Genomic DNA, 17747 nt, shown 5'->3' on the forward strand with positions numbered 1-17747 from the left:
AAATAGAATTTATCAAGTTAGTTTTAACTTTTGAATTCGCTGCTGAATAATTGATGCACCAACTAAATCGCCACGATGTTCTTTCAAAAGTGCAAGATGCATTAGTGTTTCATAATCATTGGGATTTAAGTACAGAGCTTTGCGAAAACATTCTTCAGCCTCCACATAATTTGCTTTTGTTTGGTAGAGTGTACCTAGTAAAGTATATGCTTTAGCATTTGTTGAATCCTGCTTTAAATGCTCTTTACAATGATTAATAGCTGATTCTATATATCCAGCATCAGCTAATTTTTGAGCCTGTTCGAGATTTATATTAGAGTTGATTGTTCCAGCCATTATGGGTATTTTTGATAAAGGTTTATTTATTGGTTTGTAGATATTTTTAGTTGATGTTTGAGACTCATTTCTTAAATTCGTTGATATTGAAGTTTTCACCGATGATGGTTGAGCTTCTTTGACTTTTTGGTAAACAAAAGTAGAAGGCTGACGAATTGATGTAAACAAATTACTAGGGGTCTTTCCAGTTTCAGCAGATCCGACAAAAAGTAATCCATCTGGTGGCAACAACTGGTGCAATATTTTAAATATTTGGGTACAAGCAGATGGTTCCAAATAAATTAATAAATTCCGACAAAAAATTAAATCATATTTACTTTTGATATGAGGAAAGTTTAAAATATTACCCTGTCGAAAATTGACACTAACTCGCACAGCAGGAGAAACTTCATATCCCTCAGCTATTTGCTGAAAATAGCGATTCCTGTCAACAAAATCCTCACCCCGAAACGAGTTTTTACCATAGATACCCCGCTTCGCTTTGGTAATTACTTGTTGACTAATATCAATAGCATCAATATGAAATCGAGAAGTAGTTAATCCTGCTTCCATCAATGCGATCGCAATTGAGTAAGGTTCCTCTCCTGTGGAACAGGGTACGCTCAATACGCGCAACATAGCACTACTAGGTTTGACTAACCACTCAGTCCGAACATAATTTATGAGAAAATCAAAAGGTTTGCGATCGCGGAAAAAATAGGTTTCAGGTACAACTATTTGTTCAACCAATTCGGCCAACTCTTCTGAGGAAGTTTGTAAAAGCTGGAAATAGGCTTTCAAATCAGCTAAATTGGCTGCACAACGACGATTTTCTACAACTTTGGCAATTTTAGTTGAGCCAATAATCTTAAAATCTACACCAATTTTTTGGCTTAATAGCGTTTCAATGGCTTTGAGGGACATTTACTATATTTCCTTTAATTGCCAATAAGTCTATTTCTATAAAATTATTAAATAAAAGTTCTAAATCGATATTTTGAATCATCCCTTTTTCATCCATAATCATATCTCCTAAATAACGAGCATCATTTGTCTTGATTCCAGATTTTAAAAAGTCATTGGCTGATTTATTGACTGTTTTAATCACTTTTTCTGCCATCAAACCCATATATTGCAATGTGTTATCTCCGCCAGAATAACTCACAATCATGACACGGGTACTTAGATTTGCTTGGCTGGGTTTATCTCGAATTAAATGGCAAAGGTCAATTACAGGAACAATTACACCGCGATAATTAAAGACACCAGCAACATAACTTGGTACGTGGTGAACCTCTCGATAGGAAACTCTGGGAATTACCTCAATAACACGAGAACTTTCAATTGCATATAAATTATTTCCAATATGGAAAAGAAGCATTAACATAAGGATAAAAAATATATTAAGTAGCTAGGCGTAATTAAATATAACTGGTAAGGGCTGTCATTATTCATTGGTAAGGGGTTCAAGGCAATTTACCTCCGACTTACTTATCTTTTATCTTGAATTTTTATTTGTTCTAAATCCTCAAATTTAAAAAACCTGATTAACTCTTCCAAAGAAGTATCTTCATCTACGGGAGTAGTTGTTTCAATTTCTTGAATTATTTCTGGGTTTAAATAGGAAAAAATCTCTTTGGTGAGAGTTGGAATTACTGCTTGGGGAAAGCTACTAATTTCTTGAGGATAGCGTTGTAAACGTGACTTAGCAAAATTTACTTGAAAGCGAGCGCGTTTGAGTAATCTTTGGCGGATATTTTCGGAAATTTCTGAGTTTTCTGTAGCAGAATTTTTATCTAATGTATGATTTAATTTATCTAAAATAATCGGAATAACATCGGGATTCTCTTCTAAAAAAATTAAAGTTCCTTCCCGATTATAAATATCAATACCATCGATTCCTAATGAGTTAATATCTACCAAAGCAATGATCCGAGTCACAAGTGATAAATCCTTGTTTTTGTCGTAAATGTCAGGTTGGTAAATACTGCGATCGCATGGGTCATAAACACAAACTGTAGCTTGGATAGTTTCTCGAATAATAGATATATCTGCATCTTGAAACAGCAGAGAATCATCAAAAGAATTCTTTTTTAGCTGCTGATTTAAGGCTTGAAGATAATTTGATAATTTTTCCCAAGTCAAATTTTCACTCTCCCCAGATGAGCGCTGTCTGGAAGTATGAGGTTGATGTTGAGGTATAAAAACCTGTACCATGTCGTGAGCTACAGCACAAAGCTCAAGTAACAAATGCATCCTTTCGAGATCATCAGCCTTTTGACCATCGGGTGTTTGCCAATAGGGAGCAACTACTCGAAAAATAGCCTTAGCTCGACGTAGCACATGACTTATATGCTCATGATTGTGATAGTAAAGTTGATTCTGGGTAATCTCACGATCGAACTCTTCAAGTACAAAGCTTTTTACCTGATCGACAACCTCAGCAAAACTCTGGGGAAACCAAACCTCATTTTCTACGTTTTCTCCTGTACTTTCAATATCTAGCTGTTTATGTCTACCCAATCTCCCCCTCCGTTCGCTTTCATGCACACTTCGTCAAATTAACATCACAAAACTAACATTTACGTATCAGTACTACTTCAGTAAATTTACTGCGAATAGGAAACTTATAAATGTTTGTCTGTTTGTTATTTATTCTCTGTGAGTCGAGTAAACTTTTTGGTAATAATCAAAATTGAATCTCAAAAAATTTCCCTCGCTCCTAATGCCTTCAGGCTAGCTTTTTGTGCCGAGGAACGCAAATCAGTTGAAAACCAAACAACGGAATTCACCTGATGAGTATGACTAGATAAGGGACTTCCAAGAAATAAATTATTCCATCTTGTGGGGCGGGCAAGATGCCCGCCACATAAACTGGGCGGACAAGATGTCCACCCCACAATAAATACTGGGATATTTTTTTATTTGGAAGTCCCTAAGTCTCAGTTCTGATAACAGCGTAAGCGTTGCAGTAATTGTTCGCGTTCTGGTGATGGTGTGACATTCTCAGCAATGGCGATCGCAGTTTTATTGTCTCCTGTACGCACTAGATTTAAAGCAATCCGCCCCCAAAAACGGGAACGTTCTGCAATCGGTGGCAAAGAAGACTCTGGCCCATTACGGAGGGTTTGTATGGAAATATTGAGGAGCGATCGCGCTTTTGTAAAATTACCTTGAGTCAGATTCAGTTCCACAACTCGTAAAGCAAAGTCCAACTTTTCGCTAGGATTTCTCCCAGCGTAACCAATGAAACGGGATGCTTCCTCTGGCTGACGATTGGCGATCGCTTGATTACCTGCTAAGGTAGCAAAATCTACTTGCTGAAGTAACTTTAATTTTTCTGCCAGTGTAAAATAAGCCGATCGCGTTGCGTCAAATTCTGCACTGATTGATAGCAATAATTGTGCTTGTTGTGGCAATGCTTTTTCTGTTTGTATCAGCGTGACAATTCGATTCAATAGCTTATCAGCTGGACGATTGGTGGAAATCAAAGCATTGGCGATCGCAGCATGAGTTGTGATAGCGGTAGGTAAAGCAGAAATGCTATTAGCTATTACTTGGCTACGAGTGAATAATTGATCGGCAACAGCAACATTACCACGGCGATGGAAAGCTTGAGCAAACCGCAGCAATCGCCGCACATCGGTTTTTTCCCCAGCAATTCTAGCTTCTGCATCCTGGGTTTGTCCGGCTTCAAGGGCGGCTATGGCAATATTATCCAGCCAGCGATCGCTTTCATCGAAATAGCCTGCATCTATCTGTACGATCATCGGACGTGGTACCATTTGCCGCGCAGTTGTAAACTGCTTATTGGCAATCAAATCTTTCAGGACAATTCCCAAGACATTCACCGCACGCAGTTCAGCAATCAAGGCTTTGAGTTCTGGCTGATAGCCGCGAGTTGTAGATAAATTTGCCATCTCGCCATACCATTCATTATCAAAGCGTCCACCAAACTGATCGGCTATTTTAGCGGCTTTAGCATCAGCAACTAAACGGGCGATCGCAGATTCGCGGATTTCTGGCTGGTTAAATTTGCGACTTTCTGCGGCGATTGTCAACCAACTTCTAGCCCGGAAAGAATTAGGGCGTTTCATTAGGGAAACAATTTGCTGCGATCGCCCTAAATCTCCACTGGGGGCATAGTGTAGCACCAAATTCATTAATTTAATTTCCCGTTGTTCCACATCTTTAATTGCTAGTGCTGCTTTGAGCAATGGATCTAGTAATTTCTTTGCTTTTACTGGGTCTCTAGCTTTAAAGTAGGTAGCAGCAATCTGAGTGACGGTAATATCAGGATCGTAATCTTGAGGAGAAAGTTGCTTTAGCACCTCTAAAGCTTTTGTGGGTTGGTTAATTTGGAGATATAAATTAACCAGTTTTGACAAATATTCACGTCTTGCATAGATATCTTTCAGATTTTTGATAGTTTGCTCAAATCCATAGTTGAGGGAAGATGCAGCTTCCGCCGGTTGGTCGAGAGCAATCCACCCTTCTGCAAGGCGAATGTGCGCCGCAACTAAATCTTTAGGAGTATTGCGAATTCCTGATACCGACTCAGACGCAAGCTGTAGCGTTTGTTTTCCTATGGTGAAGTGGCCAATTTTTCCATAGGCGATCGCAGATTCCGTCAAGATATGAGTTTTGCCTAAACTATACCCACTCGGTAAAGGTTTAGCTAAGACCACAATTTGATCGAGAATAGTAGCAAGTTTTGGATTATCCCTATCTGTCAGTGATTGTATTTGAGTAGTAATTGTCTTGATGGCAAAATCTAATGTCTGGATTGTAAAAGTTGTATCTCCTCGGCGTTGAGCGTTTTTTAGCTCTCTGGTAATTGCGGGGAGTCTATCAGTTAAAGACATTCCAGAAATTTCGCTCCAGCGTCGGGTACTTTCACCAGTTAGCTCTACACGGCAAGCTTTAGAAATTGTTATCCTAGCATCTGCCGCATAAATGGGAACAGAGTAAATTAGTTGAGAAGCAATAATCAAAGCAAGCGATAGCTTCGCTCGCCACAGGCATCGTGTTAGCATCATAAGCTGATTTTGTATATTCGTATTCAGTTAAATTCGGGCGGTTTTAATTACTAAAAGCCTTGTAGCTATATTGATTTATACTCAGCACTCAGCTATCTCTTGCGAAGAATCTTTCCACTGAGATTCACAGTGTAATTCAGTGATTTCTGAAAATTTGTCACCGTGACATTCCAACCGTCAAGGCGCTGCGTTGGTATGCAAGGTTCATTGGGTGCAGCCGTGGAACTGCGGAAACAATAGAATCTTGGTGCAACTTGGGAAATGCTAAGATTAGCAATGGGTTGTTTCAAGTCTGATTGGGCGGCGTTGAATACTGTGCGAGCGATCGCAGTTGGTAAGTCATCAGTACGGGTGGGAAGTCCGGCGATCGCTTCGGTGCGAAGATAAACTTTATAACTGCTAATCCGGTATATTTGCCGTGCTTGGGGCTTTCCCGCCACCGTTACCCGATAGCCCCGGATTGTTTGTTGAGCGCAGGATTCGGCTAAATTACCCAATCCTAAACAGCTATCAGTAAAGGTTTGAGGCTCGATTTTCGTAATCAGCACAACTGAGGGTAAGATTTGCAAGTGTTTGCTGGCAATACTCTTGATTTCATTACCCACCGGAATCGGTAAACCGCGTTCAATCACAGGATTATTACGTGCAATCAATTGTAAATCATCGGCTGTTTCACCTCGAAATACCCAACTTTGGCGTTGGTGGGGAATGGTAATTTTCCAGCCTCGGCGAAGAATGGGATCGCAAGCAGCAGGGGCAGAAATATTTTCACAACCGCTTGCCCAAGTTGTCTTTGCAGATGAAATATTAGTTAATGCGGGTTCTCCAGGATAGCCCCACTCTTTCGCCTGTTGAATCGCTGCTGTTATCATTGCCGTTGGTGGAACTTCTTGAGCAGGTTTTCCCAGAGAATGGATGTTTTGCCCGTTCCTTTGCATCAAGACTCTAAAGTTACCATTATCAGTGGTGAAATAAACCAAATTTTGACGTTGATCGGCGATCGCAATTTTCCAGTAAGGTACAGGATTGTACATCCAGGTATCGCCCTTAGCAATTCGAGCAACTTGAACGACTTTTGCAGTATTATCAACTTTCTCTTTGGCGATCGCATTTTGAAGCACTTGTTGAGCGATCGTCTTTGCTTGTGGTGTAGTCAAAATTTGCGGATTAGCAACGCTACATTGTAAAGTAACTAGCGAACTAGAAACCAGCAGACATCCGATAATAGTTGATTTTACTAAGAATTGGTGGGAAAAGTGTTGCAGCATAGAATATTGATTAAGAAATATCAGTAAATATTGCAGTCTCAACTTAGCTAATGAATACTCAGACTCAGAATTGAGTTACAGATTTGGAAACAAAATACATATTTCAGATGTAGGTTGGGTTGAGGAACGAAACCCAACACCCCAAAGCCTTGTATATGTTGGGTTTCACTGCGTTCTACCCAACCTACGCATCTGAATAAATATTTCAGTAGTTGCAGTCATATTTGTATGATGCTTGACGCTTGCTGTCATTGTCAGCCGGAGGAAATCTGGTTGTTTGAGGCGGTAAATTCCGGTTTTTTCCGGAAAAACCCCGCTAACTATTCTCCATCACTAAGTGATAACGGTTTGTTCTGGTTGTTTGGGTATTAGGGAGAATTATTGAGAAATCCTATGTTAGAAGATAAACATCGCTTTCTAATGTAGGGTTATGAGCTTAGACGCTGGATTTCAATGGAATGCTGCTCAACAACTCGTCGATGAGTTGATGGTACAGACTACGCAAAAGCATCTGAGTGATGTGGAAATCCAAGTTTTGCAGGGTGCATGGGAAGGTAAAACCTATGAAGCGATCGCGGCTGAGTCTTATCTTACCGTGAAGTATGTTAGTGAAGTCGGCGGGCGATTGTGGCAATTGCTTTCAGAAGCACTCCAAGAAGAGGTGAAAAAAACCAATTTTCGCCAAGCCCTTCAGCGACGATGGCAAACCCATCAGCCCCAATCTTACCAGGGAATTAAGCATCAACCATCTCAGTGGGAATTTTGCTGTGCAGAGATTGATAAACCAGGGGCATTACTTCGTATTAAAGCACCGATTCAGTTTGGTAAAACCACACTTATGGCGCAAGTTCTCAAGTATGCTCAAAAACAAGGGTATCGAGCGATCGCTATCAATTTGCGGGATGCGGTTGCTGATGATTTTGACAGTTTAGATAGTTTCTTACAGTGGTTTATTGCCAGTGTCACCTATGCGCTGAATTTAACAGTGGATATGGAAACTCATTGGCGAAAAAGTTTAGGCAATAGCAAAATCAAGTCTAGAACTTATTTACAAAAATATCTCTTAACTGATGATATCCCTTTAGTCATTGCCTTAGATGAAGTGGATCGTCTATTTGCTCATCAATTAATTGCTGGTGAATTTCTCGGAATGCTGAGAACTTGGCATGAAGATGCTAAAACCAAATTGCTTTGGACTCAGTTACGTTTGATAGTTCTACACACTGAAGTTTACACCCAAATTGACATTAACCAATCGCCATTTAACGCAGGTACAGAAATTCAGCTTACAGAACTAAATTCTACAGAAATCCTCACTTTACTAAATCAGTATCAATTGCACTGGAGTCAGCAAGAGATAAAAAAATTAACTGCAATTGTTGGCGGACATCCTTACCTTGTTACCTTGACTTTACAATTTCTGGCTCAAAACCCAACCTCCCTTGAGCAATTGCTCAATACCGCAGCAACTCCCAATAGTATCTACCGCAGCCATCTAGAAAGACAATGGCATAAGCTACAAACTCATTCTCATTTACTTGCACCATTAAAAGCGATCGCCTCAGCTGATGCTGCTATTTCCATTCAACCGCACTTCTATCTCGATGATGTAGTGAAACTCTATGACTTGGGATTAATCCAGCTACAGCAACACCAAGTATCTATACGCTACGAACTTTACCGTCAATATTTTCGTGAACGTTTGGGAATTCAAACATGAACAATTACAACCATTATCAAGTCGGTGGTAGTTTACGAGAAGGTACTGAAATTTACGTTCATCGTCAAGCCGATAGTGATTTATATACAGGACTAAAAGCGGGAATATTTTGCTATGTTCTCAACTCTAGACAGATGGGTAAATCAAGTTTACGAGTGCGTACCATGTCGCGCTTACAGTCAGAAGGATTTGTTTGTATTGCCTTTGAAATGCGTGAACTCTGCGTTTATCAAGTGAGTGCAGATGAATTTTATGGTGGATTTGTCAGCCATTTCGCTAGTGAACTCAACATTGAAATTGATTTAGAATCTTGGTGGTCTCAAAATGCTTTGCTACATCCATTTTTACGGCTGAGTAAATTTGTGGAAGAAGTTTTATTAGCAAACATATCTCAGCAAATTATCGTTTTTGTAGATGAAATTGACAGTATTCTCAATCTAGAATTTAAGGATGATTTTTTTGCTTTTGTAAGAGCCTGCTACAACAAACGCGCTGATAAACCCCAATTTCAGCGATTAACCTTTGCCCTATTTGGTGTGGCGACACCCACTGATTTAATCGCCGATAATAAATTTACACCACTAAATGTAGATAGTCGCGCCATCGAACTTACAGGTTTTCAATTGTCTGAAGCCAAACCCCTGGAACAAGGCTTAATTGAGGTGGCTGCAAATCCTACCAAGGTGATGGCAGAAATTTTAGCTTGGACTGGTGGACAACCATTTTTAACTCAATGGTTATGTCAACTAATTAATACATCAAATACTTTTATTGCATCGGGATGGGAAAATTCAGCAGTAGAAGCGATTGTGCGATCGCAAATGATCGAACATTGGTTAGCAAATGATCGACAGCAGCATTTTCAAACAATTCGCGATCGCATTCTCCACAATAAATCTTTGGCTTGTTGGTCATTAGGACTTTATCAGCAATTGCTCAATCAAGGGGAACTTTCGGCTGAAGATAGCTGGGAGTTGATGCAGTTGTGTCTTTCTGGTTTGGTTGTCAAACGTCAAGGCAAATTGAGTATCTATAACCGCATCTACGCCACCGTCTTTGATTATACCTGGACAGAACAAGCTTTGCGTGCTATCCGTCCCTATGGTGCAGAAATCGCCGCTTGGGAAATTTCTCAAGATGCTAAATATTTACTGCAAAATGAAGCATTACAGTGGGCGTTGGTTTGGGCAAAAGGATTGAGTTTGAGTCATAGTGATTATCAATTTTTGTCTGCTAGTCAAGCCCAAGAACTAGCGATCGCCCAATCCAAAACCCAAACAGCGATACAACAAGAAACTCAAGCAATTCAGCGATTAAAAACCGTACAACATCAAACCAAAAAACGATTGCGAATTGGGGCGATCGCGCTTTCTGCGGCTGTAATTAGCACCATCGGCACGTTTTTCTATTTCCAGCAATCAGAGCAGCAACTCAAAACTAATGCAGATATCTTAAATTTAGAACGAGAAGGAAGCCGAATTTTGCAAGTGCGTGCAGATGGGAACCAACTGAAGGATTTGCTAGGGGCGATGAAATCAGCGCAAAGACTCAAACAATTGACCAAACAGCATTCTTTTAAACATTTACCCACCCACACGCCTTTATTTGCCCTACAAACTGTTCTTGCCACGATTAATGAGCAGAATCGTTGGCATCTAGATAGTCCGGCGGTAGCGATCGCTTTTAGCCGTGATGGACAACAGTTAGCAACTGGAGGAGAAGACGGGGCGATAACTCTTTGGACAATACAGGGAAAGAAAATTCAGACAATCAAAACTCACAAAACTAAAACTCTCCAAGGCTTCCCGATTTCCATTACTTCTTTGAGTTTTAGTCCTGATGGTCAGTATATTTTATCTGCTGACTCCGACTATGAAATCCAGGTTTGGCATCTCAAAACAGGTACTCTTGTCAATAAGCTAAAACTCGATCATGAAAATCTTACCAATGTCCGGTTCACAAATGATAACAATATTGTAGTAGTCAACGCCTTTGGCAAAGTTGCAGTCTTGAATTTGCAATGGAAATTACTTTATACAAGGCAAATTGCTCCACCTCAACAGGGTATTAACCTTACCATTAGTTTAGAAGGCGATGCGATTGTGTTTATCAATGCCCAAGGAAAACCGGAAGTTAGAGACATTAAAACTGGTGCGTTAATCAAAACCTATCCTAACATCAACCATAATTTAGGCAATAACCTTTGGCACAATTTCCGCACCAAAGATGGCGCTTACATTTCCGCAAATCTCAACAGCCTCAAATTATGGCATCCAGACGGAACTTTACAAGCAGAAATCAAAACTCATCAACTGCTAGTTTCTGGTTTTAGTTCTAGCTTTGATGGTTCTGTCATCGCCACAAGTCATCCAGATGGGATGCTGAAACTCTGGAAAATCCATCCTCAAAAAATCTCGACTCCATTGACACCACAAATACAAACTCCCCGTGTGGTTGTGGGAAATCAGCAACGCATCAACCGCATACAACTACCGGGTGAGAAACTAAAAATTGCCGGGGCAAAATCTGATGCCCAAAATAGAATTATGGATGCGACTCTGAGTCCTGATGGACAGACAATTGCTGCCACAAAATTCAATGGAGAAATGACGTTATATAAGGCAGATGGCAGCGAAATCACAACAATACAAACTAATCTACCAGAAAGTATTATTAAATTTAGTCCCGATGGTTCGCGTTTAGTTTTGTTATCTATTCGTCAGCAAAAAATACAATTCAGGTTAGCGAATGGGGATCTAATTCAAGAAATGGATGCGGCTCATTATAAGCCAGGAATCGAATTTAGTTCTGATGGCAAAGAGTTGGCAATTTCTGGTAATCAACCCGATAAAATCCAACTTTGGAGTAGGGAAGGTAAATTTTTAAAGACTATCAAAGATGCCGATTCGCTCTACTTTAGCCCCAACAATCAAACCTATATAACAGTAACTTCTAGCAATAACCCCATACCCACCCTGCGCCTGTGGAGAAGAGACGGAAAACTGCTCAAAACCTTATCAGGACAACCCCATGAACTCACAGCAATGGGATTTTCCCCCAGTGGGCAATTTATGGTTGGCGATCGCTTTGGTAAACTAGTAATTTGGTCGGCTGAGGGTAATCTCATCCAAACCCTCAATCATGGCGCAGCGATTATTGATATCGCTCACCGTAACGACGGAAAGCAGTTGGCGACGGTGGGAATTGATCAAAATATCAAAGTTTGGCGTTCTGATGGTACGCTCATTCACACACTTGAAACTAATCAAATTGGTCGCTTTGAATTTAGCCCAAACGGGCAATTGTTGATTGCCAAGACTATCGATAGCACAATCCATATCTGGCAAGCCGACGGTACACCCATCACTCGCATCCCTATGGGTGGGGCATTTAATTCATTCCTCAATTTTACCCCAGATGGCAACCGTTTGATTTCTAGTAGTGGGTCAATGCTCTATTCTTGGAACTTGAATCTTGACGATCTCCTCACCCAAGGTTGCAATTGGCTGGGCGACTATTTCCAGAACCATCCCCAACAGTTGCTGCAACTCCCATCTTGTCGTAACCAATAGCTGAAAAGTACAGGCTTTCAAGCTATGCAAAATAGCAACCTTTATTTTTTCATAGGACTTACGCAAAAGTCACGTAATTACGTCATTACGAGCGCAGCGACGTAATCGCCTGAGATTCTGGGATTGCTTCCCTACACTTCGTTCCAGTCGCAATGACAAATTTTGCTTGCGTAAGTCCTGTTTCAGCATCTGTAATGGATCACCAAAAATTAAGGGTTGTAGCTTCTGAAATTGTTGAACTTTATTATTTTGAACTCTGTTATGGCCTAGGGCGCACTGTAGTAATTTGGATTTGACTGGTAATCCAGTCATCATAGAATTCTTCTTTCTCTGGTACGGCTCTCAAATCACGAGATTGGACGCGCTTCATTAAACGGTTTAAGGTTCCACGTCCTCGTCCTACTGCTCTTTCCGGGAAGAAAGGCAAATCTAGTTCATTTTGTCTGAGTAAGGTAGCATCAAACTCAGCAGTGCTAACAATCAGCTTGAGAATATCTTGGCTTTGAGTGATTCCCTGCTGCCAAAGTTTTTCTCGCACAGTAGGATAGATGTTTGCACCTCCTAATGCCCAAGCTTCTTCTCCTGGTTTGAGCCAAACACCTCCAGTTTCTAATAATTCTGGAATCACTGCATAGCTATCTGTTAAATCTAGGAGGGCACAAAACAGTTCTTGATTGCTAGTATTTTTGAGTTTGAGTTTAAAAGCGGGGCCTTTCCATCTACCATTTTGCAGTTGATAATGCAAGTTAATTTGAGGAGCTTTCAGTTCTTGCCCTTCTTGATAAATTACTATTTGCACTGCATCGGAGGGAATACTACTGGTAGCGGGGCTGGAGAGTTCAGCAATGTTTGTCCAACGGGTAATATGCTGTAATCGCTCAATTGCTTGCAAGGCATTTTTTTCTGTATAACCCTGAATTGGTGCAACCAATGGGCGATCGTCGGCTGGGCGAGTAATTGCATATTGTCCATTACGCGCCAGTAACTTAAATTCCGCCTCTTCCGGAGTTGCAACTTCCCTCAAATAGAGCCAGGGCTGGTTTCTGGTGCTAATTGTCAGTAAGGCGGTGCGGGCTAATTCTACTCCTGCTGGCTCACCAGTAATCACAACTCCTTTAGGTGGTAAAGGTAGACTAGCGATCGCAGCTTTAAAAGTCATCTCTGGTTCTAAAGCTGCAATACCGCTAATCTGCACTAGACTCAGATGTGGCATAACTGCGATCACTTTAGCTTCACCTATAGCTGCGGACAATTTCTCCATCTGTTCGGGGGAACTGTCAAAGGGGAATAATGCCAGTAAAGTTGTTTCATTCCCAGAGGGTTGGGGAATTCCATGAACCGTACCCCCATCAACTACCCACTGATACTCTTTGTGATAACTGACAGTTAGGTAGGGTTGATGTTGAGCGATCGCTCCTCCTAAAAAGGGTTGTTCTATATCATCTAATTCTGTGGCTTCTAATTGCGGAGATTGCGCTAAAACTTTACTCTGAACTAAAGCATGGGTACGTTTGAATAAATCTCTATAAGTTAAACTGCCATTGGCTTTTTTCAAAGTATCTACTAGGAAGTAAGAAAATGCTCCCCGGCGTTGCCCATTGATAGTATATTCTTTCGCTGTTTCGCGATCGCGACAAGCTGCTAGAAAAATATGTTTTGCTCGTGGTAAATTCCAACCTGTGGTTTTTTTTAGCAGACTGCGTTCAGTTAATAGTTGTTCAGCTTCTAAATGAGACACAATGTAGCTTTCTAATGGACGTTTTCTGCGATCAATAGGAGCTTTCCGCACTGCAGTATCTGCTTCAATATCACCACGCGTGCCCGAACTGGAGTGGCAGCAGTCCATAATAATCGTAATGTGAGGATTTTTCTGGGCAATCTCTGCAATCAGCTTTGCTATTTCCTTATCTGCCAAACCCCATCCCCCCGGACTCATACTGTCGTAACAAACCAGTGTTTCATTGAGTCTGTCTGGCTCTATAGTCCAATACTCTTGCGGGGCTTCTTCTTGAGAACCATGTCCTGCATAATAAAAAAACGCTACATCTTCGCTTTCCGCTTGACACAAATGTTGGCGAAAACCATTAATGATCGCCTCCCGAGTCGCATCTTTATTTAAAAGTGTACGTAAATGAAGCTGATATCCATCGCTATCTACCCGTCCTTCTAAATACTCTTTGATTGCAGTTACATCGTTTACACAACCCTGCAATGGAGAAACAGGACGTACATATTCATCAATTCCAACCAGCAAAGCATATAAATTACGCGTCATAGTCTTTTGTTGACGTTCTAGTTCAATTAGTTAAATTTGTCTAATTTCTGTTTTGATTTACTCTGCTCAAATCTGGCTAGCTCATAGTTAGCCCACACAAACTATGAGTAGTAGCTCCATACGTCTTAACTCGTATGCAACACAATTTATATAGCTACTATTTTCCTAGAGATGATGCTCGTACAAATTTACAGAACAGCATTTAAGAGTATATTAACAGCATTAGCAAATTTACGATAGTAATTTACTATAAGAAAATTTAATTTATATAATTGCTATTCCCGAGTTACTGCACATAGAATAATCGATTGTATTACACCAGCACTGCTTAAGGTTGCAATAGCAGTATTAGCAAATCAAAATCATAAGTAAAACTTTGCCTGTTCCCGTCAGTAATATATTTATGGGGGTGAAGTTGCAAGTATTTATATTCCCAAAGCTGGGAATTGATGCCATTGTTGGATATGAGATTATGGCGTAGTTGAGGGACAAAATTACTGCTATGACTAGCTATAAATCCCAAATTATTAATGATAATCATTATATAATTGGCATAAATTTTATTATTTGGCACGGCGATCATGAATGGCTAATGAGGCTAAAACCTTATTTAATCAAGGCTTTTGGACTGCGATCGCATCTGTAATTTTGAGTCAGTTCACATAATTTTGTAGAGTAACTCCCTCCTATACACAGAGATAGTTTGTCTTTTTTATGCATAGAATACAGCTACCATACTCTAGATATTGTACAGCAAATGACTTCAAATCATGCTTTTGTTACGCAACAACAAAAATATTTTTATCATATTAATCTTATTTTCTATGACTTATGGGTTTTTGTATGAGAATTTATATGAGATTAATATGAGATTACTCAGTAGGATAATTGTTAAAATCAAAAGTAAGTGCGAATTATTGATTTGAAAAATCATTCAAGACTTTTCTTAACAAGGCTTGAATAATTTACTAATTGAATATTTGGAGGATTTAGAAAATTAACATGACAATCAACTATCAAATTATAATTACGAATGATTTGAAGCTTTAATAGCTCAAGATACAATAATCCCCAAGCAGATGTTTTTCCCTTTTATGGGGTTAGAGCAATCGCTTAAGCTGTTCCACATTTAACTTGTATAGATTGGGCGGGCGTTGTACAAATACCTCGCGCCCTCATCCCCTAACCCCTTCTCCCCGAGGAGAAGGGGAACTAAATCTCTTGCACCCACAGGGAGAGGGGCTGGGGGTGAGGGCTAAACCTAGCAACCAAGAGGGTTTCACGTTAAGTTGACACCACTGGCAAGATGCCCAACGCCACTTGCTACAACGCGGGGAACCCGCGCAACACAGTGGCTCCCCCACAAGAAATATACAATTTCAGATTATGCAAACTAGATTTGGTTTCAATACTTGTCGGTTAAGGGCAAAAGGGGAAGGAGAAAAGGGGCAAGAAAAAACCTTTAACCCTTACCCTTTCACCTTTTCCCCAAACCCAATTCCGAGTTGAAAATCCTTAACCGAGCAGTATTGGATTTGGTTTAGCTTAAATGGAGGAGAAAATAGAGGTAAACATAATCTCTTTTTGTCTATGTATTCTTTAAAACTGAGTGGTGTGGCTTTGAAAAACTCCTTGGTAATGAATTGACGATCGCTTGCAGATATATTAAACCTAGTAGTCTGCCAACCCAAAAATGTTAGGTGGAGGTTGGGGAAAGGTTAAAGGGAAAAGGGTAAGGGACAAAAACCTTTCACCTTTCCCCTTTCCCCTTTACCCCGCCAAGGCAACTTGGCGTACTACTAGGTTAAATTCACCAAATTTAACAAATCGTGCCAATTAGCACCTAGCCATGCAGTAATTTTAGTGATATGGGGCTGAAGTCTTCCTATTGTAGATGCAAACCCTTCGGCTTTTTTGGCGTATTTCAAAGCTCGGTTTAATGCATCACCTACCTCATCTTTATCTGGCTGTGGCTTATTTAGCTCCTCTTGGGCATCTTCAAAGGCATTATCAATTTTACGACGGTCTGAGGTTTCTAATTTCGCTATAATCTCACGTAAGGCGTTGATTTCTGCCTCTATGTTGACAGTTGCAGGTGCGGGTAAACTGACTTGTTGAAAATTGATGTTTGCAGTGTTGCTATCTCCTGTTTGAATTGCGCTACCAGTGGCATTACCCCCAATCGAAATTGAAAGGTTTTGCCCGCCTTTGTTGTCATGATTCATACTATTAGAGTCATCAAATTTCGCTGGATTTGTTAGTTTTTCAATCTGATAACGCCGTCGCCGAATTTTTATTTCTGGGGTTGCGTATTCGGGAATTCCCTGCAAGTCAATGGAGGTACAACCCATTTGAAAACAATCTTCATAATTCATTCCAGCCCCGAAAGCAGTATAAAATCCGATGCTAAATTTAATTGCTGCTTGATCCCCAATCGCTTGATTCATCCCCACCACGCAATCAATATGTTGGTGAATTGCTGTGGCTTGTTCCTCGCTGTAGCAGGCGTTGAGTAACACACATTCAACTTTTTGCTGAAACAAATCAAATAGCTTTGCCAGGGCTTGAGTACTGACAAGTTGCGCGTTGCCAAAATTATCTTCCAAGGCTAATCCATCAGTACCAGAACCATGTCCGGAGAAGTGAACAATTGTTGGTTGATGGTGAGACAGGAAGCGGGTTAAATCATCTACTCTTACCGCAGATTCTGTGATGATTTGAAATTCGTCTCTGTGGGGAGATATGGCAAGTGTGTTTTTGATTTCCCGCACTTCTTCATCTAGGCGCAGATTTGCTGTGTTTTTAGGGTTAGCGGAGAGGATGAGGATTTTTTTCACGGTGTTATTTGATATGGTTTTTTAATATGTGCTCGAAATTTTAATACAGATTAAATATATATTTTCCGAAATTTTGTAAAATATACGTCTCAGTACACGGTATCTACAATCTTTCTGTGTATCAGTAAAAAAACAAGAAAATATACATTTATTACTTAAGCAAATTAATATTAGCTATTGCTTTGAGGTTATTACAGCCATTCTTTGGCACTAAAAAGAAACATGTATATTTAATTTTTGATTACTACTTAGATTCCATTTAATTTTGGAAAAAACTCAATGAGCGTGATTGCATTTACGAAACAATGGACATTATAGCCGATGAGCTTTTAGATACTTAATGGTAAAATTGTGTTTGTACTACACTCCTAAGCTTTTTCAACAAAAGTTTAATGTGTTTATGCGAAAGTTCTACTCTCCGTGAACAGTTCACAATTTGAATTAATCAGGGGTATTCAAAATGCTCAAGGTCAGCAATTTACCAATTTCGACTACTGAATCCGATATAGACGAACTTTTTTCGCACTATAGAATAATTAAAATACATCGTATAGATATCAAAAATGATGAGAGTATTGCCTATGTGGAGCTAGGTAATGATGAAGAGGAAAAAGATGCTATTGAAAAATTAAATAAAAGAAATTGGCGTGGTAAGGACATATATGTTGGTTCATTCAGAGGGGAACTAGTCGGCGTTGATCAGCCTGAAAACAAGTGAAAA

11 protein-coding genes are annotated in these 17747 nt (G+C 40.0%); 4 read left to right on the plus strand and 7 right to left on the minus strand.

Annotated features, from left to right (window positions below):
* Nucleotides 1-12: 12 nt before the first annotated feature.
* The 5 genes from HGR01_RS29365 to HGR01_RS29385 all read right to left on the minus strand — a co-directional run bounded on the left by HGR01_RS29365 (nucleotide 13) and on the right by HGR01_RS29385 (nucleotide 6622).
* Nucleotides 13-1239, minus strand: coding sequence for a CheR family methyltransferase (locus tag HGR01_RS29365; RefSeq protein ID WP_045872166.1), 1227 nt, complete (start codon nucleotides 1237-1239; stop codon nucleotides 13-15).
* Entirely contained in the window at nucleotides 1220-1702 is a 483-nt protein-coding gene (locus HGR01_RS29370) for a chemotaxis protein CheW (RefSeq protein WP_045872165.1), read from the minus strand. Before HGR01_RS29370 ends, HGR01_RS29365 begins: the two co-directional genes overlap by 20 nt.
* A 104-nt stretch (nucleotides 1703-1806) precedes the next feature.
* Entirely contained in the window at nucleotides 1807-2838 is a 1032-nt protein-coding gene (locus tag HGR01_RS29375; RefSeq protein WP_228045138.1) for a hypothetical protein, read from the minus strand.
* A 419-nt stretch (nucleotides 2839-3257) separates the two neighbouring features.
* A complete protein-coding gene (locus HGR01_RS29380) occupies nucleotides 3258-5354 on the minus strand; it encodes a tetratricopeptide repeat protein (RefSeq protein WP_045872164.1) in 2097 nt (698 codons plus the stop codon).
* 92 nt (nucleotides 5355-5446) lie between these two features.
* Nucleotides 5447-6622 carry a hypothetical protein gene (locus HGR01_RS29385; protein ID WP_045872163.1) on the minus strand — a complete coding sequence of 392 codons (1176 nt, stop codon included), beginning with the start codon at nucleotides 6620-6622 and terminating at the stop codon, nucleotides 5447-5449.
* A gap of 430 nt (nucleotides 6623-7052) precedes the next feature.
* On the opposite strand from HGR01_RS29385, the gene HGR01_RS29390 reads away from it, so the two are divergent.
* Both HGR01_RS29390 and HGR01_RS29395 read left to right on the plus strand, forming a co-directional pair.
* A complete protein-coding gene (locus HGR01_RS29390) occupies nucleotides 7053-8342 on the plus strand; it encodes an AAA-like domain-containing protein (RefSeq protein WP_045872162.1) in 1290 nt (429 codons plus the stop codon).
* Nucleotides 8339-11914: an AAA-like domain-containing protein gene (locus HGR01_RS29395; protein ID WP_045872161.1), complete on the plus strand. Its 3576-nt coding sequence runs from the start codon at nucleotides 8339-8341 to the stop codon at nucleotides 11912-11914. The genes HGR01_RS29390 and HGR01_RS29395 overlap by 4 nt, the downstream gene beginning before the upstream one ends.
* Nucleotides 11915-12173: 259 nt before the next feature.
* Here HGR01_RS29395 and HGR01_RS29400 read toward each other — a convergent pair whose 3' ends face one another.
* Nucleotides 12174-14189, minus strand: a complete 2016-nt coding sequence (locus HGR01_RS29400) for a caspase family protein (RefSeq protein ID WP_052335293.1) — start codon at nucleotides 14187-14189, stop codon at nucleotides 12174-12176.
* 502 nt (nucleotides 14190-14691) lie between these two features.
* Between HGR01_RS29400 and HGR01_RS29405 the strand changes: the two genes are divergently transcribed.
* Nucleotides 14692-14835 (plus strand): hypothetical protein, encoded by a 144-nt coding sequence (locus HGR01_RS29405; RefSeq protein WP_155539433.1) that lies wholly within the window; start codon nucleotides 14692-14694, stop codon nucleotides 14833-14835.
* A gap of 1153 nt (nucleotides 14836-15988) precedes the next feature.
* On the opposite strand, the gene HGR01_RS29410 is transcribed toward HGR01_RS29405, so the two are convergent.
* A complete protein-coding gene (locus tag HGR01_RS29410) occupies nucleotides 15989-17026 on the minus strand; it encodes a CHAT domain-containing protein (RefSeq protein ID WP_045872160.1) in 1038 nt (345 codons plus the stop codon).
* A gap of 460 nt (nucleotides 17027-17486) precedes the next feature.
* Between HGR01_RS29410 and HGR01_RS29415 the strand changes: the two genes are divergently transcribed.
* Complete coding sequence (locus tag HGR01_RS29415; RefSeq protein ID WP_045872159.1) at nucleotides 17487-17744, plus strand: RNA recognition motif domain-containing protein; 258 nt, start codon at nucleotides 17487-17489, stop codon at nucleotides 17742-17744.
* The last annotated feature ends 3 nt before the right edge of the window (nucleotides 17745-17747 follow it).

The organism is Tolypothrix sp. PCC 7712, assembly GCF_025860405.1.
Classification (GTDB): domain Bacteria; phylum Cyanobacteriota; class Cyanobacteriia; order Cyanobacteriales; family Nostocaceae; genus Aulosira; species Aulosira diplosiphon.